Annotated in this window: 24 protein-coding genes and 1 tRNA gene; 16 read left to right on the forward strand and 9 right to left on the reverse strand. The window is 73.6% G+C overall.

What is annotated here, in order from left to right:
- The first annotated feature begins 15 nt into the window (after positions 1-15).
- Genes J2S66_RS31980 through J2S66_RS31990 form a run of 3 tightly spaced genes read left to right on the forward strand, consistent with a single transcriptional unit; the run spans position 16 to position 2,925 of the window.
- On the forward strand, positions 16-1,224 hold the full coding sequence (locus J2S66_RS31980) for a hypothetical protein (RefSeq protein ID WP_374726160.1): 1,209 nt from the start codon (positions 16-18) through the stop codon (positions 1,222-1,224).
- 7 nt (positions 1,225-1,231) lie between these two features.
- Positions 1,232-1,915, forward strand: a complete 684-nt coding sequence (locus tag J2S66_RS31985; RefSeq protein ID WP_310311932.1) for a response regulator transcription factor — start codon at positions 1,232-1,234, stop codon at positions 1,913-1,915.
- Positions 1,915-2,925, forward strand: a complete 1,011-nt coding sequence (locus J2S66_RS31990) for a sensor histidine kinase (protein ID WP_310315245.1) — start codon at positions 1,915-1,917, stop codon at positions 2,923-2,925. Before J2S66_RS31985 ends, J2S66_RS31990 begins: the two co-directional genes overlap by 1 nt.
- A gap of 38 nt (positions 2,926-2,963) precedes the next feature.
- Here the strand turns inward: J2S66_RS31990 and J2S66_RS31995 are convergent, their stop codons facing one another.
- Positions 2,964-3,983: an NAD-dependent epimerase/dehydratase family protein gene (locus J2S66_RS31995; protein ID WP_310311938.1), complete on the reverse strand. Its 1,020-nt coding sequence runs from the start codon at positions 3,981-3,983 to the stop codon at positions 2,964-2,966.
- A 94-nt stretch (positions 3,984-4,077) separates the two neighbouring features.
- Between J2S66_RS31995 and J2S66_RS32000 the strand changes: the two genes are divergently transcribed.
- A complete protein-coding gene (locus J2S66_RS32000) occupies positions 4,078-4,578 on the forward strand; it encodes a MogA/MoaB family molybdenum cofactor biosynthesis protein (RefSeq protein WP_306745748.1) in 501 nt (166 codons plus the stop codon).
- Complete coding sequence (locus J2S66_RS32005; RefSeq protein WP_310311941.1) at positions 4,575-4,766, forward strand: hypothetical protein; 192 nt, start codon at positions 4,575-4,577, stop codon at positions 4,764-4,766. Before J2S66_RS32000 ends, J2S66_RS32005 begins: the two co-directional genes overlap by 4 nt.
- 286 nt (positions 4,767-5,052) lie before the next feature.
- On the opposite strand, the gene mscL is transcribed toward J2S66_RS32005, so the two are convergent.
- The 4 genes from mscL to J2S66_RS32025 all read right to left on the reverse strand — a co-directional run bounded on the left by mscL (position 5,053) and on the right by J2S66_RS32025 (position 7,315).
- Positions 5,053-5,481, reverse strand: coding sequence for a large conductance mechanosensitive channel protein MscL (gene mscL, locus J2S66_RS32010; protein WP_310311944.1), 429 nt, complete (start codon positions 5,479-5,481; stop codon positions 5,053-5,055).
- A gap of 233 nt (positions 5,482-5,714) precedes the next feature.
- Positions 5,715-6,221: an SAF domain-containing protein gene (locus J2S66_RS32015; protein WP_310311948.1), complete on the reverse strand. Its 507-nt coding sequence runs from the start codon at positions 6,219-6,221 to the stop codon at positions 5,715-5,717.
- 85 nt (positions 6,222-6,306) lie between these two features.
- On the reverse strand, positions 6,307-6,630 hold the full coding sequence (locus J2S66_RS32020; protein ID WP_310311954.1) for an FmdB family zinc ribbon protein: 324 nt from the start codon (positions 6,628-6,630) through the stop codon (positions 6,307-6,309).
- A 103-nt stretch (positions 6,631-6,733) separates the two neighbouring features.
- Positions 6,734-7,315 (reverse strand): 5-formyltetrahydrofolate cyclo-ligase, encoded by a 582-nt coding sequence (locus J2S66_RS32025; protein ID WP_310311957.1) that lies wholly within the window; start codon positions 7,313-7,315, stop codon positions 6,734-6,736.
- A 38-nt stretch (positions 7,316-7,353) separates the two neighbouring features.
- On the opposite strand from J2S66_RS32025, the gene J2S66_RS32030 reads away from it, so the two are divergent.
- The 8 genes from J2S66_RS32030 to J2S66_RS32065 all read left to right on the forward strand — a co-directional run bounded on the left by J2S66_RS32030 (position 7,354) and on the right by J2S66_RS32065 (position 18,640).
- Entirely contained in the window at positions 7,354-8,235 is an 882-nt protein-coding gene (locus J2S66_RS32030) for a UTP--glucose-1-phosphate uridylyltransferase (protein ID WP_310311963.1), read from the forward strand.
- A 12-nt stretch (positions 8,236-8,247) separates the two neighbouring features.
- Complete coding sequence (gene glp / locus J2S66_RS32035) at positions 8,248-9,471, forward strand: molybdotransferase-like divisome protein Glp (protein WP_306745756.1); 1,224 nt, start codon at positions 8,248-8,250, stop codon at positions 9,469-9,471.
- A complete protein-coding gene (locus tag J2S66_RS32040) occupies positions 9,472-10,128 on the forward strand; it encodes a GNAT family N-acetyltransferase (RefSeq protein ID WP_310311966.1) in 657 nt (218 codons plus the stop codon).
- 158 nt (positions 10,129-10,286) lie between these two features.
- Positions 10,287-10,973, forward strand: coding sequence for a divisome protein SepX/GlpR (gene sepX, locus J2S66_RS32045; protein ID WP_310311969.1), 687 nt, complete (start codon positions 10,287-10,289; stop codon positions 10,971-10,973).
- A 62-nt stretch (positions 10,974-11,035) separates the two neighbouring features.
- Positions 11,036-11,111, forward strand: a tRNA-Ala gene (locus tag J2S66_RS32050).
- A 503-nt stretch (positions 11,112-11,614) separates the two neighbouring features.
- Positions 11,615-14,632: a UvrD-helicase domain-containing protein gene (locus tag J2S66_RS32055; RefSeq protein WP_310311972.1), complete on the forward strand. Its 3,018-nt coding sequence runs from the start codon at positions 11,615-11,617 to the stop codon at positions 14,630-14,632.
- A gap of 495 nt (positions 14,633-15,127) precedes the next feature.
- Entirely contained in the window at positions 15,128-16,447 is a 1,320-nt protein-coding gene (locus J2S66_RS32060; protein ID WP_310311975.1) for an alpha-lytic protease prodomain-containing protein, read from the forward strand.
- A gap of 210 nt (positions 16,448-16,657) precedes the next feature.
- Complete coding sequence (locus tag J2S66_RS32065; protein WP_310315248.1) at positions 16,658-18,640, forward strand: serine/threonine-protein kinase; 1,983 nt, start codon at positions 16,658-16,660, stop codon at positions 18,638-18,640.
- Between the two features lie 181 nt (positions 18,641-18,821).
- Here J2S66_RS32065 and J2S66_RS32070 read toward each other — a convergent pair whose 3' ends face one another.
- A complete protein-coding gene (locus tag J2S66_RS32070; RefSeq protein ID WP_374726161.1) occupies positions 18,822-20,393 on the reverse strand; it encodes a dolichyl-phosphate-mannose--protein mannosyltransferase in 1,572 nt (523 codons plus the stop codon).
- Positions 20,394-20,447: 54 nt separating this feature from the next.
- Here J2S66_RS32070 and rsmI point away from each other — a divergent pair, with 54 nt between their 5' ends.
- A complete protein-coding gene (gene rsmI / locus J2S66_RS32075) occupies positions 20,448-21,263 on the forward strand; it encodes a 16S rRNA (cytidine(1402)-2'-O)-methyltransferase (RefSeq protein WP_310311978.1) in 816 nt (271 codons plus the stop codon).
- Here the strand turns inward: rsmI and J2S66_RS32080 are convergent.
- The 3 genes from J2S66_RS32080 to J2S66_RS32090 all read right to left on the reverse strand — a co-directional run bounded on the left by J2S66_RS32080 (position 21,250) and on the right by J2S66_RS32090 (position 22,220).
- Positions 21,250-21,657, reverse strand: a complete 408-nt coding sequence (locus J2S66_RS32080; RefSeq protein ID WP_310311981.1) for a PIN domain-containing protein — start codon at positions 21,655-21,657, stop codon at positions 21,250-21,252. The genes rsmI and J2S66_RS32080 overlap by 14 nt on opposite strands.
- The gene (locus J2S66_RS32085; RefSeq protein ID WP_310311984.1) at positions 21,645-21,911 is read right to left on the reverse strand and encodes a type II toxin-antitoxin system Phd/YefM family antitoxin; all 267 of its coding nucleotides are present in this window, start codon (positions 21,909-21,911) and stop codon (positions 21,645-21,647) included. Before J2S66_RS32085 ends, J2S66_RS32080 begins: the two co-directional genes overlap by 13 nt.
- 63 nt (positions 21,912-21,974) lie before the next feature.
- Entirely contained in the window at positions 21,975-22,220 is a 246-nt protein-coding gene (locus J2S66_RS32090; RefSeq protein WP_310311987.1) for a hypothetical protein, read from the reverse strand.
- Between the two features lie 89 nt (positions 22,221-22,309).
- Between J2S66_RS32090 and J2S66_RS32095 the strand changes: the two genes are divergently transcribed.
- Positions 22,310-23,152, forward strand: a complete 843-nt coding sequence (locus J2S66_RS32095) for a helix-turn-helix domain-containing protein (protein WP_310311989.1) — start codon at positions 22,310-22,312, stop codon at positions 23,150-23,152.
- Between the two features lie 14 nt (positions 23,153-23,166).
- Positions 23,167-23,337: a DUF397 domain-containing protein gene (locus J2S66_RS32100; protein WP_310311992.1), complete on the forward strand. Its 171-nt coding sequence runs from the start codon at positions 23,167-23,169 to the stop codon at positions 23,335-23,337.
- Positions 23,338-23,341: the final 4 nt, after the last annotated feature.

The raw sequence follows: 23,341 nt of genomic DNA on the forward strand, positions 1-23,341 counted from the left end.
CCCTACGGTGGGGCCGTGCCCCGTGTCCTGGCCGCCGTGGCCCTGGTCGTCCTGGCCGCCGTGGTCGGGGCGGAGCTGGACCCCCGCCTGACGTTCGCGGGCGCGCCGCCGCTGTTCGCCACCTGGCTGCCGCACGTCGGCGTCGGCACGCCCCTCGCCGTGCTGGTCGCCGTCGCCGTGGTGGTGTGGGGCCCGGACCTCGCCGCGCGCCTGCCGTGGCGGGGCGCCCTCGGCGCGGGCTACGCGGCGGCGGTGGCGTGGACGACGTCGCTGGCCCTGGTCGACGGCTGGGCGCGCGGGTTCACCACGAGGCTGACCACGACCGACGAGTACCTGCACGAGGTGCCGGGCGTCACCGACGTGCCGCTGGTGCTGCGCACGTTCGCCGACCGCATCCTCGACTTCCAGCCCGACTCGTGGACGACGCACGTGTCCGGGCACCCGCCGGGTGCGCTGCTGGTGTACGTCGGCCTGGACCGGGTCGGGCTGTCCGGCGGCACGGCGGCGTCGGCGTTCACCGTGCTGGTCGGTGCGCTGGTGGCGGTGGCCGTGCCGGTGACCGTGCGCGCCGTCGCCTCCGAGGGCCACGCCCGCGCGGTGCTGCCGTTCGTGGCGCTGTTCCCCGGCGCGGTGTGGTTCGGGGTGTCGGCGGACGGCCTGTTCGCGGGCGTCGCGGCGTGCGGGGTCGCGCTGCTCGCGGTCGGCCGGCCGCTGCTCGGCGGGGTCGTGCTCGGGTTCGCGGTGTTCCTGTCCTACGGGCTGGTGCTCGTCGGCGTGCTCGCGCTGACCGTGCTGTGGCGGCGGTGGCGCGAGGTCGGCCTGGCCGTGGCGGGCGCGCTGGCCGTGGTGGCGGTGTTCGCGGCCCTCGGGTTCTGGTGGCTCGACGGGTACCACCTGGTCGTCGACCGGTACCACCAGGGCATCGCCTCCTCCCGGTCGTACGGCTACTGGGTGTGGGCGAACCTCGCGGCGGCCGTCCTGGCCTGCGGGCTCGCCCCGTTCGCGGCGCGGTGGCGCGGCCCGGCGTGCGCCCTGGCGGGCGCGGCGCTCGTGATGGTCCTGCTGGCCGACGCGTCGGGGCTGAGCAAGGCCGAGGTCGAGCGCATCTGGCTGCCGTTCACCGTGTGGCTGGTGGTGCTGGTGCCCGATCGGCGACGACCATGGCTCGCGGTGCAAGCGGTGACCGCGCTCGCGGTCAACCACCTCCTGCTGACCAACTGGTGAGGCTGCTGTGGACAGGGTGCTCGTCGTGGACGACGACGTGGTGGTGCGGGACGTGGTCCGCCGCTACCTGGAGCTGGCCGGGCACGAGGTCGAGCTGGTCGGCGACGGCGAGGCCGCGCTGCGCCGGTTCGCCGAGCGGGAACCGGACCTCGTGGTGCTCGACCTGATGCTGCCCGGTGTCGACGGCCTGGAGGTGTGCCGCAGGCTGCGGCGGCGCAGCGCCGTGCCGGTGGTGATGCTGACGGCGCTGGGCGAGGAGGAGGACCGCATCGCCGGGCTCCGGCTCGGCGCGGACGACTACGTGACCAAGCCGTTCAGCCCGCGCGAGCTGGCGCTGCGCGTCACGTCCGTGCTGCGGCGGTCGAAGGCGGCGGCCGTGCGGTCGCCGTCCGTCCTGGCGGACGGCGGGCTGCGGGTCGACGTGGGCGCCCGGTCCGCCTCGCTCGACGGCGTGGAGCTGGCGCTCACCACCCGCGAGTTCGACCTGCTCGTGTTCTTCCTGGCCCACCGGGGCACCGCGTTCTCGCGCACCGACCTGCTGTCGCGGGTGTGGGGCTGGGAGTTCGGCGACCAGTCCACGGTGACCGTCCACGTGCGGCGGTTGCGGGAGAAGGTGGAGGCCGACCCGGCGCGCCCGGTGCGCATCGCGACCGTGTGGGGCGTCGGCTACCGGTACGACGGGGGCGCGTGATGCTGGTCGAGATCGGGCACATCCTCCCGTACGCGGTGCTGTTCTCGCTGCCGCTGGCGCTGCTGGGCGTGCTCCTGCTGCGGCGGTCGTCGGACGGGTCGCTGGCGCGGGCGATGACCGTGCTGGCGATCGTGCCGGTGGTGGCGACCATCGGCGGGGTGCTCGCGGTGAGCGGGTTCATGTTCACCCCGATCCTGATGACGACGCTGCTGGTGTGCGTGCTGGTGGCGCTGGTGACGGTGCCCGCGGCCGTGCTGTCGGGGCGGGCGCTGGCGCGGCGCAGCGTCTGGGAGCGGGAGGCGCGGGAGCGGGAGCGGGCGGCCGAGGCGTCGCGGCGCGAACTGGTGGCGTGGATCAGCCACGACCTGCGCACGCCGCTGGCCGGCATCCGGGCGATGGCCGAGGCGCTCGCGGACGGCGTCGTCGCGCGGCCGGACGAGGTCACCGACTACGCGGGCCGGATCTCCGCCGAGGCGGAGGCGTTGTCCGGGATGGTGGACGACCTGTTCGAGCTGTCCCGGATCACGGCCGGCGCGCTGCGGCTGACGCTCTCCGACGTGCCGCTGGCGGACGTGGTGAGCGGGGTCGTGGCGGCGGAGGCGGCGGTGGCCTCCCGCAAGGGCGTGGTGCTGCGGGCGGACGCGGCGACGTGGCCGGTGGTGCTGGGGTCCGACCCGGAGTTGGCGCGCGTCGTGCGCAACCTGCTGTCCAACGCGATCCGGCACACCCCGCCCGACGGCACGGTGGCCGTGCGGGTCGACGTGGACGGTCCGTCGGCGCTGCTGCGGGTCGACGACGCGTGCGGCGGCATCCCGGACACCGACCTGCCGCGCGTGTTCGACGTGGCGTTCCGGGGGGCGCCGCACCGCCGTCCCGTGGGAGGGGGGCTGGGCCTGGCCATCGCGCGCGGCCTGGTCGAGGCGCACCGGGGCACGATCACCGCCCTCAACCACGGCCCCGGCTGCCGCTTCGAGGTCCGCCTCCCCCTGACCGCCGCAGACCGTCCCTGACGCCTGGCCGCCGTCCCGTCGGCGGTCAGCGCAGGGGATCAGCGCAGGGGATCGGTCGCGAACCGCTCCACCCCGTCCGCGAACGACGTGCCGGCCCGGAAGCCGAGCAGCTCCCGCGCCCGCGCCGGGTCGGCCACCACGTGCCGGACGTCCGCCGGGCGCGCCCCGCCGAGCACCCTCGGCTCCGGTCCGCCAAACGCTTGCGCCAGGTGTCCGGCCAGCTCGCCGACCGTGCGCGGCTCGCCCGAGCAGACGTTCACCGGCGTCAGCGCGCCCGGCTCACCGGGCCGCTCGACCGCGAGCACGTTGGCCCGGGCCACGTCCGAGACGTGCACGAAGTCCCGCCGCTGCCGCCCGTCCTCCAGCACGGTCGGCGCCTCGCCGCGCTCCAGAGCCGACCGGAACAGGCTCGCCACGCCCGCGTACGGCGTGTCCCGGGGCATCCGCGGGCCGTAGACGTTGTGGTAGCGCAACGCCCACACGTGCCCGCCGGTCTGCCGCGCCCACGCCGCCGCGTAGTGCTCCTGGGCGAGCTTGCTCGCGGCGTACGTGCTGCGCGGGTCGAGCGGCGCGTCCTCGGGCACCAGGCGCGGCTCCAGCGGCGCACCGCACCGCGGGCACGGCGGCTCGTACCGGCCCGCGTCCACATCGGCCCGTCGTCGCGGCGCCGCCCGCACCACGCCGTGCTCGGCGCACTCGTAGCGGCCCTCGCCGTAGACCACCATGGACGACGCCAGGACCAGCCGCCCCACCCCCGCCCGGTGCATCGCGGCCAGCAGCACGGCCGTGCCGAGGTCGTTGTTGCGGGCGTACAGCGGGGCGTCGGACGGGTCGAGCCCGTGCCCGACGACCGCCGCCTGGTGACACACGACGTCCACACCGGCCAGCAGCCGCCCGACCGCGTCCGGGTCGGTCACGTCGCACACCGGCCCGGTCGGGGTCGGGTGCGCCTGGGGCAGGTAGGCGTCGAGGACGACCACCTCGTGCCCGGCCAGGCGTGCCGAGTCGGCGACGTGTGATCCGATGAACCCGGCTCCGCCGGTGAGGAGAACGCGCACGTCACCGAAGTTAGGGGCGCCCCGGCGGGAACGCGTGCCCCCGCAGCGTCATGTCACGGAACCGTCAGATCCGTCGATTGGCTACGGTTGCCGCATGGAACGCAGCGCGCAGCGCCTGGGACGCGCCCTCGTCGTGATCGTCGACGACAGGGTGGCGCACGGGGAGCACGACGACAGCACGGGCCCGCTGGTCACCGAGCTGCTGGAAGAAGCGGGGTTCATCGTCGACGGCACCGTCGCGGTGGAAGGCGAGATCGTGGACATCCGCGCCGCCCTGAACACGGCCGTGATCGGCGGCGTCGACCTGGTGGTCACCGTGGGCGGCACGGGCGTGTCCCCCCGCGACGTCACACCGGACGCCACGCAGGGCGTCCTCGACCGGCCGATCAGCGGCATCGCGGAGGCCCTCCGCGCCTCCGGCCTGGCGGCGGGCGCCGTGGACGCGGGCATCTCCCGCGGCCTGGTCGGCATCTCCGGCAGCACCCTCGTGGTCAACCTCGCGGGCTCCCGCTCGGCGGTCCGCGACGGCATGGCCACCCTCTCCGCCCTCGTGCCGTACGTGATCGAGCAGATCTCCGGCCTAGACGAGTCGTGACCGCACCACGGGACGACACCCCGTCGGACGACACCGAGGCCGCCCGCGCCCGCGAGGCGGCCCGGCGTCGCCGTCTGGCCGAGGTCTTCGGCGACGTCCTCCCCGACGACACGTCGGACAGCCCGCGTCCCACCGCCCGGGACGAGGACTGGTACCGGGAGAACCGCCCCCCGCACCACGGCGGCTGACGGGGCGCGGTGCCCCGGCCGACGCGGTGACCGCACCGCAGGCGTGGTCACCGCACCGCCGGCCGCCAGGCGGCCGGCTCGTCGTTGACGTGCACGTGGGCGGTGCGGCCCTGCACGATGGTCCACCCGGCGCGGGCGTGGTCGAGCCGCGCGACCCGGCACTCGGTTCGGCGACCGGGCGATGCCGGGCACGTCCGGTCGCGTCCCGCGTCGGTCGGACGACCTCGCCGACCGCACCACGCCGTTCCGCCTGCCCCCGGTGGGGGGCCGCGGCCCGGCGCGAGCCTCAGGCGTTGTCGTCGTAGCGGCGCTGGAGCGGCGTCTGCGTCTTCCGCTCCGAGGCCAGCAGGTCGCGGATCTCCTTGAGCAGCTCCACGTCGGTCGGCTCGTGCGGACCGGCCTCCTCGCCGCGCTTGCGGCGTTCCTTGATCTTGTTCATCGGCAGCACGAAGATGAAGTAGACGACGGCCGCGACGATCATGAAGTTGATCACCGACGTGATGATCGCGCCGAAGTCCAGGATGGTCTTCTCGTTGTCGCCGAGCCGCACCGCGAGCCCGTTGACGTTGGCGCCGCCGAACGACGCGATGATCGGGTTGATCAGGTACGACGTGAACGCCTTCACGATGTCGTTGAACGCGGCGCCGATGACCACGGCCACGGCCAGGTCGATGACGTTGCCGCGCATCAGGAAGTCCTTGAAGCCCTTGATCACTGCTGACTCCTCCGTTCGGGGGGTGTTCGGCGCTAGCGGAGGGTAACGGCCCGGGTGACCCGGCCGGCACGTGCGTCGTGGGCGGCCGGGCGACTCGGACACCCGCGGACCGAACGTGGTGATCTCCGCGATCTCCCCGCCCCTCTACCCGCGGGGCGTCGAGCCTGAACGCCCGGAACGGCGATCGACGCCACCGCCTCCCGCGCCGCGCCACCACGGCCACCACGGCCGGATCAGCGGAGGGTGAGGGCGACCGGGGCGGCCAGCGACTCCGCGGCTATCCGCCTGGCCGCCGCGCGGTCCGCCGAGACGACCACCACCTCGCCGTCGCGCACCGCCACCACGGACGCGTCCGACGCCAGCACGTGCGCCCCCGCGCCCACCACGTCGACCCGGCTGCCCGGTCTCAGCAGCCCGACCACGCCAGGGTCGGCCAGGCGCACCGCCACCGAGGACGTCTCCGGCGACCCCGGCGCCAGCCGGGCGTCGGTCAACGGCTCGCCCGACCTCGCCGCGCTGACCAGCGCCCGACCCACCGCCTCCGCCCGCGACACCGCCCCGGACGGCACCAGCGGCGGCGGCAGGGACGCCACCCGGACGTCGTCACCGGTCAGCGGCACACCGGGGGGCAGGTCGCGCGCCGCCACGACCACGTCGACCGAGGGGCCCGCCGGCAGCACGGCCAGGACGACCGCCAGCAGCACCAGCACACCCGCCAAGATCCTTCTGATGAGCACCACGGGATCGACGGTAGGGACGGGAAGGGGCCGGGGACAGCACGAACCCCCGAGCTGTGGACAACTCGAGGGCCTGTGGACAACTACCTCAGGACGCGGCGGCGGCCGGCGTCGAGGAGGAGGAAGAGGAAGACGAGGACGAGCCGGACGAGGTCGACGGCGTCGCGGGGGTGGAGGTCGACTCGCCCTTCGACTCGCCCTTGGACGAGGACGAGGACTCGGCCGACGAGGACGACGACCGGCTGTCGTTCCGGTAGAAGCCACTGCCCTTGAACACCACGCCGACCGCGCCGTACAGCTTGCGCAGCTTGCCCGAGCACTCGGGGCACTCGGTCAGCGCGTTGTCGGAGAAGGCCTGCACGGCTTCGAACCGGTGGTCGCACTCGGTGCAGGCGTACTGGTAGGTCGGCACGGTCAGCCCCTCCAACGAGTCCTGGTTGGCACTCGGACGTTACGAGTGCCAACGAAGATGATGGGGCATGCATTCCACGTGATGCAAACACCACAGGTCAACGTCACAGCGGACGCCCCGGCGGACGGGGTCGCAGCGGCAGCCGGACCAGGCCCGACGGCGTCAGCACCGCGTCCACCCGGACGTCGTGCGGCTCGGCCGGCAGCACCGGCACGAACTCCTCGTCCCGCACCACCGCCACCTTCGGCGCCGCGCACGACGCCAGCGCCCGGTCGTAGTACCCGCCGCCCTTGCCCAGCCGCACCCCGGCGTGGTCCACGGCCAGCGCCGGCACCAGCACCAGCGCGACCCCTGCGGGCAGGGCCGAGGCGGCCCCCACCGGTTCCGGCAGTCCGAACGCCCCCGGCCGCAGCCGGCCGTCGTACGGGGCCCACGCCAACCCGTCCCCCACGACCACCGGCAGCAGCACCCGGTACCCGGCCCCGACCAGCGCGTCCAGCATCGCCACGGAACCCGGCTCACGCGCCGAGGCCGCGTACGCGCACACCACCCGACCCGGCCGGACGCCGAGCGCCGCGACGGCGCGCGGCGCCTCGGACGCCATCGACGGCATCACCGCGCCACGCCGGAAGGACCGCAGCCGTGCGCGGAGCGTCGCCTTCCCGTCACGTTCACCGGACGTCATCGCGGATCACCCCGAGCACGCCGTTACCCTCGCATTTCATGAGCGCCTTCCAGACAGCAATCGTGCCCGCGGCGGGGTTGGGCACGCGCTTCCTCCCGACCACCAAGGCGGTGCCCAAGGAGCTGCTGCCGGTCGTCGACACCCCCGGTATCGAACTCGTCGCCACCGAGGCCGCCCAGGCCGGCGCGACCAGGCTCGTGATCGTGACCTCCCCGGGCAAGGAGGCGGTGGCCGAGTACTTCCGACCGCAGCCCGAACTGGAACAGACGCTGGAGGCCCGCGGCAAGTCGGACCTGCTCGACAAGGTCCGCCGCGCGCAGAACCTGCTCACCGTGGAGACCGCGATCCAGGACAAGGCCCTGGGCCTCGGCCACGCGGTCGGCTGCGCCGAGGGCAACCTGACCGGTGACGACGAGGCCGTGGCCGTCCTCCTCCCGGACGACCTGGTGCTGCCCACCGGCGTGCTGTCGACGATGGCGGCGGTCCGCGAGGAGCACGGCGGCAGCGTGCTGTGCGCGTTCGACATCCCCCGCGAGCAGATCTCCGCCTACGGCGTCTTCGACGTCGAGGAGATCGGCCACGACGACGTGAAGCGGGTCGTCGGCATGGTCGAGAAGCCCAAGGCCGAGGACGCGCCGTCCACGTTCGCCGCCGCCGGCCGCTACCTCCTCGACCGGGCGATCTTCGACGCACTCAAGCGCATCACGCCGGGCGCGGGCGGCGAGCTCCAGCTCACCGACGCCATCGCGCTGCTGATCAACGAGGGCCACCCGGTGCACGTCGTCGTCCACCGGGGTGGGCGACACGACCTGGGCAATCCCGGGGGATTCCTCAAGGCTGCGGTTGACTTCGCCCTCGAGCACCCGGACTACGGGCCCGAGCTGGGGGAGTGGTTGCGGGAACGCCTCGGCAACTCCTGAACGAGGACACACATGAGGTCAGTGGAAGAGCAGCTCGCCAGGGTCGTGGCCGCCGCCGTGCGGCCCGCCCCGGTGCGGGTGGCGATCTCCGAGTCGCAGGGCCTGCTCTGCGCGGAGGAGGTCGTCGCCGAGCGCGCGTTGCCCGGTTTCGACCAGGCCGCCGTGGACGGCTACGCGGTGCGCAGCGTCGACGTGCAGGCCGCCAACGAGGAGCCGGTGAAGCTCCCCGTGGTCGGCGAGATCCCCGCCGGGTCGCGCCAGCCCAGACGGTTGCAGCCCGGTCAGGCGGTCCGGGTGGCGACCGGCGCGCCCCTGCCGACGCTGGCCGACGCCGTCGTGCCCCTCGGCTACACCGACGGGCACGCGGCGAAGGTGACCGTGCAGCGGTCCGTGCCGTCGGCGGCGTTCGTCCGCCGCACCGGAGAGGACGTGCAGACCGGTGACGTCGCCGTCCGCCGGGGCTCGGTCATCGGCGCGGCCCAGGTCGGCCTGCTGGCCGCCGTCGGCCGCAACAAGGTGCTGGTCCACCCCAGGCCGAGGGTGTCGGTGGTCTCCGTGGGCGAGGAGCTCGTGGACGTCGACCGCACGCCCGGCCAGGGGCAGGTCTACGACGTGAACAGCTACGCGCTCGCCGCGGCGGCCCGGGACGCGGGCGCCGAGGTCAGCCGGGTCGGCATCCAGTCCGCCGACCCGCGCCGGCTGCGCGAGGTCGTCGAGGGCAGGCTGCTGCTGTCCGAGATCGTGGTCGTCGCGGGTGGCGTCGGGGGCGTCATCGGCGACGAGGTCCGCGCGGCCCTGGCGGACCTCGGGGACGTCGACGTGACGCGCGTGGCCATGCACCCCGGCTCGGTGCAGGGCTTCGGCCGGCTCGGGCCGGACGCCGTGCCCACGTTCCTGCTGCCGTCGAACCCGATGAGCGCGCTCGTCGTGTTCGAGGTGCTGGTGCGCCCGCTGATCCGGGCCGCGCTGGGCAAGCGCAACCCTTACCGCCGGGCCGTCACCGCGCGCCTGCTGTCGCCGTTGACCTCCACGAAGGGGCGGCGAGGGTTCCTGCGGGGCCAGCTGCTGCGCGACGCGGACAGCGGCGAGTACCTGGTGCAGCCGCTCGGCACGTCCGGCTCGCACCTGCTGGCCTCGCTGGCCGAGGCGAACTGCCTGGTCATGGTGGAGGAGGACGTGACCGACGTGGCGGTCGGCGACGAGGTCACGGTCAGCTTCCTGGCGCAGAGGGGATAGATGAGCCTGGCCTGGGAAGGCGGTCGTCACCCCGGCTGGCCCGCGCGGCTCGGACCGCTGCGGGTGGACGCGGGGCTCGTGGCGCTGCGCCCGCCGAGGCTGCGCGACGCCTCCGCGTGGTCCGCCACCCGACTGCGGGACCAGGCCTACCTGGAGGACTGGGAACCGACCGCGTTCGACGGCTGGCACGAGCGCAACGCCGTGCTCGCGTGGCCCGCGCACTGGTCGTCGCTGAAGTCGATGGCCCGCCGCGGCCACGCCCTGCCGTTCGTGATCACGGTGGACGGCCGGCTGGCCGGCCAGATCACCGTCGGCAACATCGTGCGCGGGTCGCTGCGCTCGGCGTGGGTCGGCTACTGGGTCGCCGCGGACCGGGCGCGGGGCGGCGTGGCCACGGCGGCGCTGGCGCTGGTCGTCGACCACTGCTTCGGCGCGGCCGGCCTGCACCGCCTGGAGGCGACCGCGCGACCGGAGAACGCGGCGTCGCTGCGCGTGCTCGCGAAGGTCGGCTTCCGGCGGGAGGGCCTGTTCCGGCGGTACCTCGACGTGGCCGGCGACTGGCGCGACCACGTCTGCTTCGCGATGACCGCGGAGGAAGCGTCACCCGAAGGGATTGTCCGCCGAATGGTTGCACAGGGGTACGCCCAAACCGCCTGATCAGGAGGCTGAGTGGCTTATTGGTATCCCCCGAAAGTGGGTGATAGACCACACTTCGGTACCTGTGCCGGTCGGCGAGCCTCCGACACTGGTGTGACTGTTGTGACTAGCGTGGCGTGCGCACCGAGCGCGCCGCGGGGTAGGGGGAGGTGACGGGGATGCCGAGCTCGCTGATCGTCGTGGGACTGGTCGTGGCCTGGTTGGTCGTCCTCGTGCCGATGGTCGCCCGCAAGCGTGCCGACGCTTCGCGCGGGAGCATGGAGGAGGAGTACGACGCCATGCCCGACGCCGAGTTCGACGACTACGAGGACGACGAGTACGACGAGCCGGAGACGGACTTCGGGCACCGCCCGTACCGCCCGGGCCGGGGCGGCTTCGACCCCGAGACCGCGGCGATCCTGGCGCAGGCCAAGTACGCGTTCCGCCGCCGCGTCGTCGGCACCCTGTTCCTGTCCGCCCTGGTGACCGGCGTGGTCGCCGGCTTCGTTCACCCGCTCGTGTGGTGGGCCCACGCCGCCGTGGACGTGGCGCTCGTCTCCTACCTCGTGTATCTGCGCATCCAGGTGCGCGTCGAGGAGGACGTCCGCGCCCGCCGCCAGGCCCGCCTCGGCCGCTCCCACCGCCGCTCCGCGCGGCACGTGGACGGGGGCGCCGAGCGGTCCGCCGCGCACCACCCGCACGACGAGGCGGAGGTCACCGACCAGCACGGACTGGCCCCGCGCCCGCGCTTCCAGCACCAGGTCCGCCCCGGCACGGTCGTGGTGGACGCCGACGACGAGGACCCGGTGTTCGTCGAGCTCGACGGCCCCGAGGCCCTCCCGTACCGGCGGGCGGTGGGCGAGTAGAGGGGGGTGGCGGAACCACCCCCCGGCTACTGATATGCTTCCCCCGCACGACAACGGAACACGGGGCTGTAGCGCAGTTGGTAGCGCGACTCGTTCGCATCGAGTAGGTCAGGGGTTCGATTCCCCTCAGCTCCACCAGAGGTCAAGCTGCACGAACACCGCGGAGGCGGATTCCGGTAACACGGAATCCGCCTCCGTCGCGTTGGGGCCGTCGCGACCGTCGCGGCAGTGCGCGGAGGTCGCGCCGGGGAGCCCCCGGTCGACTGGTCCGCCCTCGGCCGCTTCTCCTCGGTGACCACCCCGCGGTCGAGGGCTCCCCGGTTTGTCGTGGCGGCGGGGCGCGGGATCGCCCCCGGCGCCCAGGCGGTTCGCGTGGAGCATCCCTCACGTGGGTGACGTCAGGCCGAATCAGGCCGTCCGTCCACCCTTTCGATTCTTTCATTTCGGACTGGCTCAGCGGTCTTCGGGCGGGATGTCCTCGCGCGTCCGCGGCCGGGACGGGGCGCGCCCTCCCGCACGATCAGGTCGGACACCGGTTCGTCAGGGGGCGGTCACGCGGGCCGGAGGGCGTACCGCCGTGGCGTCGAGGCTGGCGGACGTGCGCGCGAAGCCCTACCCGTTGGTGTGACTAGGATCGCGCGGTGCGCTTTGTGGCCGATCTCCACATCCACTCCAAGTACTCCCGGGCGTGCAGTCGCGACTGCGACCTCGAACACCTGACGTGGTGGGCTCGCCGCAAGGGGATCTCGCTGGTCGGCACGGGCGACTTCACGCACCCGGCGTGGTACGACCACCTCACCGAGAACCTCGTCGAGGCCGGCCCCGGGCTGTTCCGGCTGCGCGAGGACCTCGACCGGGACATCGACCGCACGCTGGCGCCGTCGCTGGCCGGCGCGCCCGTCAGGTTCATGCTGTCGGTGGAGATCTCCACGATCTACAAGCGCGACGGCCACACGCGCAAGGTGCACCACCTCGTCTACATGCCCGACCTGGAGTCCGCGGCGCGGTTCAACGCGCGGATGGCGAAGATCGGCAACATCGGGTCGGACGGGCGGCCCATCCTCGGGCTGGACTCGCGAGACCTGCTGGAGATCACGCTGGAGTGCGGCGGCTACCTGGTGCCCGCGCACGTGTGGACGCCGTGGTTCGCCGTGCTCGGCTCGAAGTCGGGGTTCGACGCGGTCGACGACTGCTATGCCGACCTCGCGCCGCACGTCTTCGCCGTGGAGACCGGGCTGTCCTCCGACCCGGAGATGAACTGGCGGGTGTCCGGGCTCGACCGGTTCCGCCTGGTCAGCAACTCGGACGCGCACTCGCCGCCCGCCCTCGGGCGCGAGGCCACGCTGTTCGACACCGATCTCGACTACTACGCGGTGCGGCGCGCGCTGGAGACCGGCGAGGGGTTCGACGGGTCGCTGGAGTTCTTCCCCGAGGAGGGCAAGTACCACGTCGACGGCCACCGCAAGTGCGGCGTGCGCCTGGAACCGCGGGAGACGTTGGCGCACAACGGGATCTGCCCCGAGTGCGGCAAGCCGTTGACCGTCGGCGTGCTCAGCCGGGTCGAGGAGCTGGCGGACCGGCCGTCGGGTTCGCGCCCCGCCGGTGCCGCCGGGTTCACCAACCTCGTGCCGCTGCCGGAGATGGTGAGCGAGATCGTCGGCACCGGACCGAAGAGCAAGAAGGTGCTCGCCGAGGTCGACAGGCTGACCGCCGCGCTGGGGCCGGAGCTGGTGATCCTGCGGGACGTGCCGGTGGACGACATCGCCGCGCACTCGCCGCTGCTGGGCGAGGCGGTGACCCGGCTGCGGCGGGGCGAGGTGGTGCGGGACGCCGGGTATGACGGCGAGTACGGCGTGATCCGGCTGTTCGAGCCGGGGGAGCTGGAGCGGCGGAACTCGGCGTTCGCGCTGTTCGACACCGAACCGGCCGCCGGCGCGGTCGTCGGCACCGGGTCCGCCAAGTCCGCTGTGGACCGTCCGACCGCACCGCGGCCACCGGTGTCGCCTCCCGTCGCGCCCACCGCCACCACCTCGGCCGTCGCCCCGGGCGGTACCGCGCTGCTGGACGGCCTGGACCCCGAGCAGCGCGCGGCGGCGTCCGTCGAGTCCGGTCCGCTGCTGATCATCGCCGGTCCGGGCACCGGCAAGACGCGGACGTTGACGCACCGCGTCGCGGACCTCGTGACCAGGCGCGGTGTGCCGGCGTCGGAGTGCCTCGCGATCACGTTCACCCGGCGCGCGGCGGAGGAGATGGCCGAACGGCTGGCCGTGCTCGCGCCCGAACACGCCCCGGCGTTGACGATCGCCACGTTCCACTCGCTCGGCGTGGTCATCCTGCGCGAACACCACTCGTCAGCGGGGTTGTCACCCGCGTTCGGGGTGGCCGACCCGGACCAGCAGCTCGCCGTCGCCCGCACCGTCGTCGACGACGACGACAAGGAAGCCAGAGCCCTCGTCGCCGCCGGTGACGGCCGGTACAAGGAGGCGCTGCGGGCGCAGGACCTGGTCGACTTCGACGACCTCATCGCCCTGCCGCTCGCGCTGCTGGAGGACTCGCCGGACCTCGTGGACGCCTACCGCGCCCGCTGGCGGTGGGTGTCGGTGGACGAGTACCAGGACGTGGACGAGCAGCAGTACCGCCTGCTGCGGCTGCTCGCGCCCGCCGACGGCAACCTGACCGCGATCGGCGACCCCGACCAGGCCATCTACCGCTTCCGGGGCGCCGACGTCGGGTTCTTCCTGCGCTTCCGCGAGGACTTCCCTACCGCGCGGACCGTGCACCTGACCCGCAACTACCGCTCGTCCGCCGCCGTGGTGACCGGTGCGCTCGACGTCATCGCGCCGTCCTCGCTGGTGCCGGGGCGCGAGCTGCACCCGATGGTCGACCACGGCGCCGCGCCCGTCGGCGTGCACCACGCGGCGTCCGAGTCGGCGGAGGCGGCGTTCGTGGCGCGGACGGTCGAGCAGGTGCTGGGCGGCGCGTCGTTCCACGCGTTCGACAGCGGCCGGGTGTCGTCGGACGGCACGGCCAACCTGGGATTTTGTGACTTCGCGGTGCTCTACCGCACCGATCGCCAGTCGCGGGCGCTGGTCGACGCCCTGACCACGGCGGGCCTGCCGTTCCAGAAGCGCTCCCACGACCGGTTGGCCGACCGGCCCGGCGTGGCCCGGATCGCGGCGGAGCTGCGTGCGGCGACCGGTGCCACCGTGCTGGAGCGCGTGCGCGCCGTGGCGGGCGACGACCACACGGCGTACGAGCTGCTCAAGCCGCTGGCGGTCGAGTGCGGGGACGACTTCGAGCGGTTCCACACGTCGCTCGCGCTGGGCGTGGAGGTGGACACGTGGGACCCGCGCGCCGACCGGATCTCGCTGCTCACGCTGCACGCGTCGAAGGGCCTGGAGTTCCCGGTCGTGTTCATCGTCGGCTGCGAGGACGGCCTGCTGCCGATGCGCTGGCCGGGTGACGACGACGCGGCGGCGGTCGACGAGGAGCGGCGGCTGCTGTTCGTCGGGATGACCAGGGCGCAGCGCCACCTGTTCCTCAGCCACACCACGACGCGCCCCAGGTCGCCCTTCCTGGCGGACCTCAAGGCGTTCGAGCAGATCGGCGCACCGCAGCCGAAGCGGAGGAAGAAGGGGACCCAGCTCAGCCTGCTGTGAGGTGCCGGGGACGGGCGGTGGGCTTACACGATCAGGTGATCATGGCCCTGGACGTGTACGTGAACGGGGGTCCCGCCCCTCGGTTGACCATGACGAAACCCCGAGCGACCACCCCCGACCACGGCGAACCCCGGGAGGACGCGCCACCGGCACCCGCCGCACCCGCGCGCACGGCCCCCGACGCCACGACCGGCGGCGGCGGTGGCGGGCGGAGTGGGAGCGGGGTGCCGGAGCACCGACGGGAGCCACGGGTGGTGCGGCGGGCGCGGTGGCCCTGGTGCCCGGTGGGGTAGTGGGACGGGTGCGCTGGACGGGGTGCGGACGGGCGCGCGGTGCGGCGTCGACCGCGGTGTGGATCGTGGGGCTGATCCTTGATTGGTTTGGACCATAACGCGGCGGTATGACCAGGTCGGCATATCCGCTGTCGCCCCGCGCCGGCTAGCGTCGGTGGCACGGCCCCGCACCCCGTGTCACCACCCTGCAAGGAGACAGCGGATGACTCGACGCACCGTCGCCGCCGTCGCCGTGGCTGTCCTGGGCGCTGCTGGAACCGCAGCGGCGCTGGCCACCACGGCGACCGCCGGTCCACCCCCGTCGCCACCGGCCGTGGACGGCGGCCTGGTCGCCGCCATGGCCCGCGACCTGAACATCACGCCCGACCAGGCGATCGTCCGGATCGGCCGGGAGGCTGCCGCGTCCCGGACCGAGAGCGCGTTGAGGGCACGGCTCGGCCCGGCGTTCGCGGGGGCCTGGCTGAACGCCGACGCCACGCGGCTGGTGGTCGGCGCCACCGACCCGTCGCAGGTCCCGGCCATCGAGGCGGCCGGGGCGGAGGCCCGGGTCGTCGCCCGTTCGGCGGGCCGGCTCGACGCGCTCAAGACCGCGCTCGACGACAACGCGCGCAGCGCCCCCGACACGGTGCCCGGCTGGTACGTCGACGTGCCCACCAACACCGTGGTGGTGCTGGCCCGGGACGTGGCGCACGGTCGGGCGTTCGCGCGGGCGAGCGGCCTCGCGGAGGGCGACGTGCGGGTCGAGCGGTCCACCGAGGACCCGCGCCCGCTGGTCGACGTCATCGGCGGCAACGCCTACTACATCGGCAGCGGCTCGCGGTGCTCGGTCGGGTTCGCGGTGGAAGGCGGGTTCGTCACCGCCGGGCACTGCGGGCGGACCGGCGCCGCCACGACCCAGCCCAGCGGCACGTTCGCCGGCTCCAGCTTCCCCGGCAACGACTACGCCTGGGTGCGCACGGCGGCCGGCAACACCGGGCGGCCCCTGGTCAACCGCTACCCCGGCACGGTGCCGGTGGCCGGGTCGACCGAGGCCCCCGTCGGTGCCTCGGTGTGCCGGTCCGGCTCCACGACCGGCTGGCGCTGCGGCACCATCCAGCAGAAGAACGCCTCCGTGACCTACCCCGAGGGCACGATCACCGGCCTGACCCGAACGAACGCCTGCGCCGAACCCGGCGACTCCGGCGGATCGTGGTTGACCGGCGACCAGGCGCAGGGCGTCACCTCCGGCGGCTCCGGGAACTGCACGTCCGGCGGGACGATCTACTTCCAGCCGGTCAACGAGATCCTCCAGGTCTACGGCCTCCGGTTGGTCGTCGGTGGCGGCACACCCCCGACCAGCACCACCTCGCCGACCACCACGACCACGAACCCGGGCCAGACCACCTGGCAGCCGGGCGTCGCGTACTCGGCCGGTGCCCTCGTGGCCTACGACGGCGTCGGGTACAGGTGCTTGCAGGGGCACTCGTCCCAACCGGGCTGGGAGCCGCCGGCGGTGCCGGCCCTGTGGCAGCGCGTGGGCTAGCGGCGGCGTCCGCGCGCGTGGGGGTCCGGCTCCGGCCGGGCCCCCTTCCCCGTTCCGGGGGATCTGGGGCGCATGACCAGGGCGTATCCGCGGGCGGCCGTTCGGGGGACCGTCCGCCACGCCGCCACTCGGGCAGAACCGGCCGGACAGCGCCGGTGGCGGGGTCCGCACCCGTACCCTGAGAGGCGACGAGAAGGGGCGGTGCGCGTCGTGGAGCTGGCCAGGTCGCTGTTGGCGTGGCTGCACGGCTGGGTGGGCGTGTCCCTCTGCCCCGGTGACTGGGCGTGGACCATGACGGCGTTCGGCGCGCTGGTCGGCGCGCTGCCCACCCTCGCCGCCCTGCTGTCGATCACCGTGCGCCGGGTCGTCGGCAACTCCTACGGGCCGGTCACCGGCGCGATCTTCGCCGTGCTGGGCGTGACCAGCACGTTGGCGCTGCCGTGGGTGGCGTTCTCGGCGGCGTTCAAGCTGCTGCGCACCTCGGCGCTGCCGGGCACGGCCTCGCTGGCCGGCTCGCCGTGCCGGGCGTTCACGCAGTTCGACTACCTGGTCGGCGCGCCGTCGATCATCGAGGCGTTCAGCGGCGGCCGGGTGGTCTTCCTGGTCGCGGCGTGCGTGACGGCGCTGCTGGCGCTGCTGTGCCTGCTGTTCGTGATGCTCCAGGCCGGTTCGGCGTTCCGCCTCGGCCCGAACTGGCCGCGCCGCGTGTTCTGGCCGCCGTTCGTCGTGTTGCTGCTGGCCACGTCGGCGCTGCCGGTCACGCTGGTCGGCCACCTGCTGCTCGGTTTCTTCCCCGTCGCGCTCGTCGGCTCCCTGGTGGTGCGGATTTTCGGGTTGACTACCGCCATGCTCAACCGCCCCGGTCGCGATCGCGGGAACCCGACCCCGCAGCCCGCGGTGTCCAGAACGCCGCCGCCCCACCAGTCGTCGAACCAGCCGATCGGCCAGCAGCCGTCGGGCCGGCAGTCGGCGAACCACCACCCGGCAAGCCACCACTCGGCGAGCCAGCTGCCGTCCGGTCACCAGTCGTCCGGTCACCAGCCCCAGAAGCCGCCGCCGTACCAGGTGGAGAAGCCGCCGCCCTACCAGCCGGCGCAGATCCCGCCCTACCAGCCGCACGGCGCGCCGCCGAAGCCGCCGCCGTACCGGCCGACCCCGCCGCAGCGGCACTACCCGCCCACGCGGATCGCCGAGGTGCCGCCGGAGCCGCCGAAGCCGGCCCGCGTGGAACAGCCGGCGCAGCTGGCCGACACGCCGGGCCCGCTGCCGTTCGGCCCCGGCGCGTCGTCCGCGTCCAACCCGGCCCCGGCACAGGACTCGGGCAAGGTGTGGAACCCGGCGGGCGGCCGGTTCCGGCGCATCCGCCAGCTCGGCCGGGGCGGGTTCGGCACGGTGTGGCTGGCCGTGGACGAGCAGCTCGCGCGCACCGTCGCGGTGAAGCTCGCGCACGCGCCCGACAACGACACCGAGCAGCGCATGGTGCGCGAGGCGCGTGCCCTGGCGGCCGTGCGGCACCCGAACTGCGTGCGCGTGTTCGACATCGTCCAGGACTCGGACGGCCTGGCGATCATCATGGAGTACATCGACGGCCAGCCGCTGTCGGACGTGGTGCTCAAGAGCGGCCTCCTCGCCGACACGCTCGCCGCGCGGCTGTGGGTGAACATGGCGGACGCGCTGGTCGCGGCGCACGAGCAGGGCGTGCTGCACCGCGACGTGAAGCCGTCGAACGTCATCGTCGACACCTCCGGCACGGCGCACCTGATCGACTTCGGCATCGCCCGCTCCAAGGGTGACAGCACGCTCACCGCGACCGGGATGATGGTCGGCACGCCCGATTTCCTCGCCCCGGAAACCGCGCGCGGCGAGGCCGCGAGCCCCGCGTCGGACGCCTGGCAGCTGGCCGCGACGGTCAGCTACGCGCTCACCGGCCACCCGCCGCGCGGATCGCGGGAGAACCCGATCTCGTCGCTCATGGCCGCCGCGCAGGGCGAGCCGTGCGTGAAGCTGCCGCAGCGCAGCGCCCACACCCGCCTGCTCACCAGCGCGCTGGACGCCGACCCGGCCAAGCGCCCGTCGCTGACCGCGATCAGGGCCGAGCTGAGCACGTGGATGTCGCAGGCTGGCCTGAGCAAGGAGGGGCCGGTCACCAGGATGATCGACCGACCGGAGCCGCCGACCCGGCCCGTGCGCTGACCCGGCGGCACGCCGGGAACGCGGGCGCCACCGCCGCCGCGGAGCCCCGGGCGTGCGCGTCGGTCGGATCGCGGAGGAGCTCGACGTCGGTTCCCGGACGTCGGCCGCCTCCGAGCTTCCCGCGCCCCTGGCGTGATCGGCGCCGCGCTGCCGGTCGAGCAGCGCGGCGGCGATCACCGCGTCAGTTCCAGGACGGCAGCCACTTCTGGGCTTCCCACATCTCCGGGGTGATCGGTGTGCCGTTGAGGATCGGCCACAGCCACACGAAGTTCGCCACCACCAGGCCCACGTAGAGGGCCACGGCCAGGCGGCCCGTGCCGCGGCGCTCGGGACCGTCCGTGCGGCGGCCCAGGACCTCGCCGAGGGCCAGCGCGATGCCCAGCGCCAGGAACGGGGCCATCGGCATCGCGTAGAAGTAGTACATCTGGCGGTCGACGTTGATGAACCACGGGAGGAAGCCCGCGCCGTAGCCGACGAGCACGGCGGCGTAGCGCCAGTCCAGGCGGGCGATCGACTGCCACAGCGCCCAGGCCAGCACGGGGAACGCCAGCCACCACAGGGCGGGCGTGCCGATCAGCATGATCGCGCCCACGCACGTCGCCGCGCCGCAGCCGGTGACCGCGCCCTCGAAGTAGTAGAGCATCGGGCGCAGGCCCATCGGCCACGTCCACGGCTTCGACTCCCACGGGTGGCGGTTCGTCTCGGACGTCACCAGGCCGGTGTGGAAGTCGTACACGTTGGTGGTGTAGTACCAGAGCGCCCGCAGCGGGGCCGGGACGATGCCGTCCTCGGGGATCTTCACGCCCGCCACGTGCCGGTCGATCGCGGTCTCCGAGGCGAACCAGGACCACCACGTCGCCAGGTACGCCAGGACCGGCACGAGCAGCAGGGCGAACAGCGACGGCAGCAGGTCCTTGGCCGCCGCGCCCAGCCACGGCCGCTCCACGCCCGCCGCGCGCCGCGCCGTCGCGCTCCACACCACCGACAGCACGCCGAAGAACGCGATGTACCAGAGGCCCGACCACTTCACGCCGCACGCCAGCCCGAGCGCGATGCCGCCCGCGAACCGCCACCAGCGGAAACCGAGCCACGGGCCGTAGGGGGACGCCGTCGCCCACCCCTCGCGCACCGCCACCGCCAGCCGGGCGCGCACCTGGTCCCGGTCGACGACCAGGCACGCGAACGCCACCACCACGAACAGCGTCAGGAAGGCGTCGAGCATCCCCATCCGGGACTGCACGTGGCTCATGCCGTCCGCGATCAGCAGCACGCCCGCGAGGGCGCCGACCAGGTCGGACCGGGTCAGCCGGCGGGCGATGCGCACCACCAGCAGGATCGTGATCGTGCCCGCGAGCGCCGCCGTGAACCGCCAGCCCACGCCGTCGTAGCCGAACAGCCACTGGCCGACGGCGATCAGCTGCTTGCCCAGCGGCGGGTGCACGATCAGCTCGTACCCCGGGTTGTCCTCGTACCCGCCGTTGCGCAGCACCTGCGCCGCCTGCGGCACGTAGTGCTTCTCGTCGAAGATCGGGGTGCCCTTGTCGGTCGGGAACCCGAGGTTCCAGAACCGCACCACCCCGCCGATCAGGGCGACGGTCAGCGTGACGAGCCAGCCGCGCAGGGCCGTGCTCAGCGGGCCGGGTTCGAGCAGGCGCGCCCGCGTCTCGCGGTCGTTGCCCGGTGGCGGGCTCGCCGGCGGTACCTCGCCGGCGGTGACCACGTCGTCTGCGGACTGCGGTGCGATCAGGCTCACGGGGCCGATCGTAGGGTGAGCGGTGTGAGTCCTGTATCTGGATCAGGCCGTTTGGTGCTCGCGGCTACGCCGCTCGGCGACGTCCGAGACGCATCGCCTCGGCTGGTCGACGCCCTGGCCACCGCCGACGTCGTCGCCGCCGAGGACACCCGGCGGCTGCGCTCCCTGGCGTCGGCCCTCGACGTGACCCCGGCGGGCCGCGTCGTCAGCTTCTACGACCAGGTGGAGACGGCGCGGCTGCCCGGCCTGCTGGAGGCGCTGCACGCCGGGCAGACCGTGCTGCTGGTGACGGACGCCGGCATGCCCAGCGTGTCCGACCCCGGCTATCGGCTGGTGGCGGCGTGCGTCGAGGAGGACGTGCGGGTCACCTGCCTGCCCGGCCCGTCCGCGGTGACGACGGCGCTGGCGGTGTCGGGGCTGCCGTCGGACCGGTTCGCGTTCGACGGCTTCCCGCCCCGCAAGGGCGGTGAGCGGCAGCGCTGGTTCGCCGGGCTGCGGAACGAGCCGCGCACCGTCGTCTTCTTCGAGTCGCCCCACCGGCTCGCGGCCACCCTGGCGGACGCGGTGACCGTGCTGGGGTCGGAGCGGCGGGCGGCGGTGTGCCGGGAGCTGACCAAGACCTACGAGGAGGTGCGGCGGGGGACGCTCGCCGAGCTGGCCGAGTGGGCGGAGGGCGGTGTGCGCGGCGAGGTCACGGTGGTGCTGGCGCCCGGTGAGCCGAGCGCCGCGCCGTCGGTGGAGTCGCTGGTGGCCGAGGTCAAGCAGCGGGTGGCGGACGGTGAGCGGCTCAAGGCGGTGGCGGCCGAGGTGGCGGAGGCGGCGGGCGTGAGCAAGAAGGCGCTCTACGACGCCGTGGTCAGCGGGGGCTGACCACCCGCACCGCGACGGCGGGCAGTTCGCCGAAACGCGCGCGCTCATCGGTGGTGACGACGGTGCGGTTCGTCGCGCGGGCAGTGGCCGCGATGATCAGGTCGTGTGCCCCTCGGGCATTCCCCGAGCGCTTGACGTGCGCCAGCAGTTCCGCGTGGTGCTCGGCGACCGCAGGGGTGTAGTCCTCGACGGGGACTGCCGCCAGGAGGTCGCCGAGGAACGCGCGCTGCGCGGCGCTCCGGGCCGGGTCCCTGTCGAGCAGGATGCCGGTGAGGTACTCGGCCAGCGCGACGGCGGGCAGCGCGACGTCGTCCTCGTCGGTGATCGCGGTCGGGGGCAGGACGCCGCGGGCGCCGGCGACCAGTACGCCGGTGTCCAGGATCAGCCGCGCCACGGGTCCTCGTCCAACTCACCGCTCACGGCGTCGCGGGCCGCGGTGACGTTCGCCTCGAACTCCGCGTCGAGCCCGGGGCGGCCGTGCCAGCTTCGGAACACGTCGAGCACCGCCCTGCCGTTGGCCCTCGGCGCCGGGACGATCATCGCCGCTGGGCGGCCGTTGCGGGTGACGATGATCGTCTCCCCTTCCTCGGCCTCGTCCAGCACGGCCGAGAAGTTCCGAGAGGCTTCGGAGGCCGAGATCTCCTTCATGGTGTCAGACTATCTGATTCCGAACATCGGATATCGTTGGACGGGCCATTGATCCGGCTGTGATCAGCGGGGCTGGTCGAGCCAGACAAGCTCGGTGTCACCGAACGTCCGGTGCGCCTCGGCGATCTGCTCGGCCGAGTGCGCGATGTGGGTGCCGGTCGAGCCCCACAGGTACGCCTTGTCCAGGCCGGCGAGCTGCACGCCCCAGCCGACGAACGTGATCGCGGGTTCGCGGCGGAACGCGCCGTAGAGGGCGAACATCCTGGGCTCGGCGGCCATGACCTGGTCAAGCAGGTCGTCCTTGGTCATGCCGCGAACGCTAAGGCTAGAAAGCTAGCGCACATAAGTACACCTTCGAGTGATCGTCTTCGTGGGTCGGGTCGGCCAGGATCTCCGGCATGACCCGCAACGACCCGTCGGCCCTGCGCTGGCTCGTGGGCGTCGAACTGGCGCACTACCGGAAGCTCAGCGGCGTGACGCTCGCCGGGGCCGCGGCGGCGGCCGGCATCACGCGCGCCAAGGTCGGCCACATGGAGACCGGCCGCTACCAGCAGTTCCCCGACGACGTCGCCGCGCTCATGGAGGTCTACGGCGCGGACCGGAAGGACGTCGACCGGCTCGCCTCGCTCGCGGGCAGCTCGACCGGGCGGAGCTGGTGGGCGCCGTGGTCCCACCTCGTGCCGGACTGGTTCAAGACCTTCGTCGGGCTGGAAGGGCTGGCGACCGACGAGTTCGTCTTCGAGCCGATGGTGCTGCCCGGCCTCCTCCAGACGGAGGCGTACGCCCAAGCCATCACCGACGCGACGGGCTTCGTCCGGCGGGACCACAGCGAGCGCTTCGTGTCGTTCCGGGTCGCGAGGGCGAAGCGGCTCACCGACGACCACCCCCTCGAACTGCACGCGGTGGTCGGCGAGGCCGCGCTCCGGCTGGAGGTCGGGTCACCAGAGGTGCGGCGGGAGCAGTACGCACACCTGGTGGACCTGGCCGAGCGACCCAACATCACCGTCCAGGTGCTGCGTCCCGAGGACGGGCCGCACGCGGCGACGACCGGGCACCTGGTGGTGCTCGACTTCGAGCGGGCGCAGTCGATCGCCTACGCCGAACGCCTCGACGGTGCCGTCTACGTGCAGGACCAGGACGACGTGCGGACGCATAAAATGGCGGTGGACAACCTGCGATCGGTGGCGTTGTCCGCTCAGCAGTCCCTCACGTCGATCCGGTCGCTGATCGACGGCGGATAGCCAGGGGAGGCTCCGTGTCCGAGCCGCGGTGGTTCAAGAGCAGTCACAGCGCGAACAACGGTTCGTGCGTCGAGGTGGCGTTCGCCGGGGACGGGGTCCTCGCGCGCGACTCCAAGGACCCCGCCGCCGGGCGGTTGAGCTTCCCCTTCGCTGCCTGGGCGAGGTTGCTCCGCTCGACGAGGTGACCGC

Source organism: Saccharothrix longispora, from assembly GCF_031455225.1.
Classification (GTDB): domain Bacteria; phylum Actinomycetota; class Actinomycetes; order Mycobacteriales; family Pseudonocardiaceae; genus Actinosynnema; species Actinosynnema longispora.

Coding starts and splice junctions, on each gene's coding strand:
- J2S66_RS31990 (WP_310315245.1), top strand. CDS start 1,915: ATGCTGGTCGAGATCGGGCACATCCTCCCGTACGCGGTGCTGTTCTCG.
- J2S66_RS32000 (WP_306745748.1), top strand. CDS start 4,078: ATGGAACGCAGCGCGCAGCGCCTGGGACGCGCCCTCGTCGTGATCGTC.
- J2S66_RS32025 (WP_310311957.1), bottom strand. CDS start 7,315: ATGACGTCCGGTGAACGTGACGGGAAGGCGACGCTCCGCGCACGGCTG.
- J2S66_RS32030 (WP_310311963.1), top strand. CDS start 7,354: ATGAGCGCCTTCCAGACAGCAATCGTGCCCGCGGCGGGGTTGGGCACG.
- glp (WP_306745756.1), top strand. CDS start 8,248: ATGAGGTCAGTGGAAGAGCAGCTCGCCAGGGTCGTGGCCGCCGCCGTG.
- J2S66_RS32040 (WP_310311966.1), top strand. CDS start 9,472: ATGAGCCTGGCCTGGGAAGGCGGTCGTCACCCCGGCTGGCCCGCGCGG.
- sepX (WP_310311969.1), top strand. CDS start 10,287: ATGCCGAGCTCGCTGATCGTCGTGGGACTGGTCGTGGCCTGGTTGGTC.
- J2S66_RS32060 (WP_310311975.1), top strand. CDS start 15,128: ATGACTCGACGCACCGTCGCCGCCGTCGCCGTGGCTGTCCTGGGCGCT.
- J2S66_RS32085 (WP_310311984.1), bottom strand. CDS start 21,911: ATGAAGGAGATCTCGGCCTCCGAAGCCTCTCGGAACTTCTCGGCCGTG.
- J2S66_RS32090 (WP_310311987.1), bottom strand. CDS start 22,220: ATGACCAAGGACGACCTGCTTGACCAGGTCATGGCCGCCGAGCCCAGG.
- J2S66_RS32095 (WP_310311989.1), top strand. CDS start 22,310: ATGACCCGCAACGACCCGTCGGCCCTGCGCTGGCTCGTGGGCGTCGAA.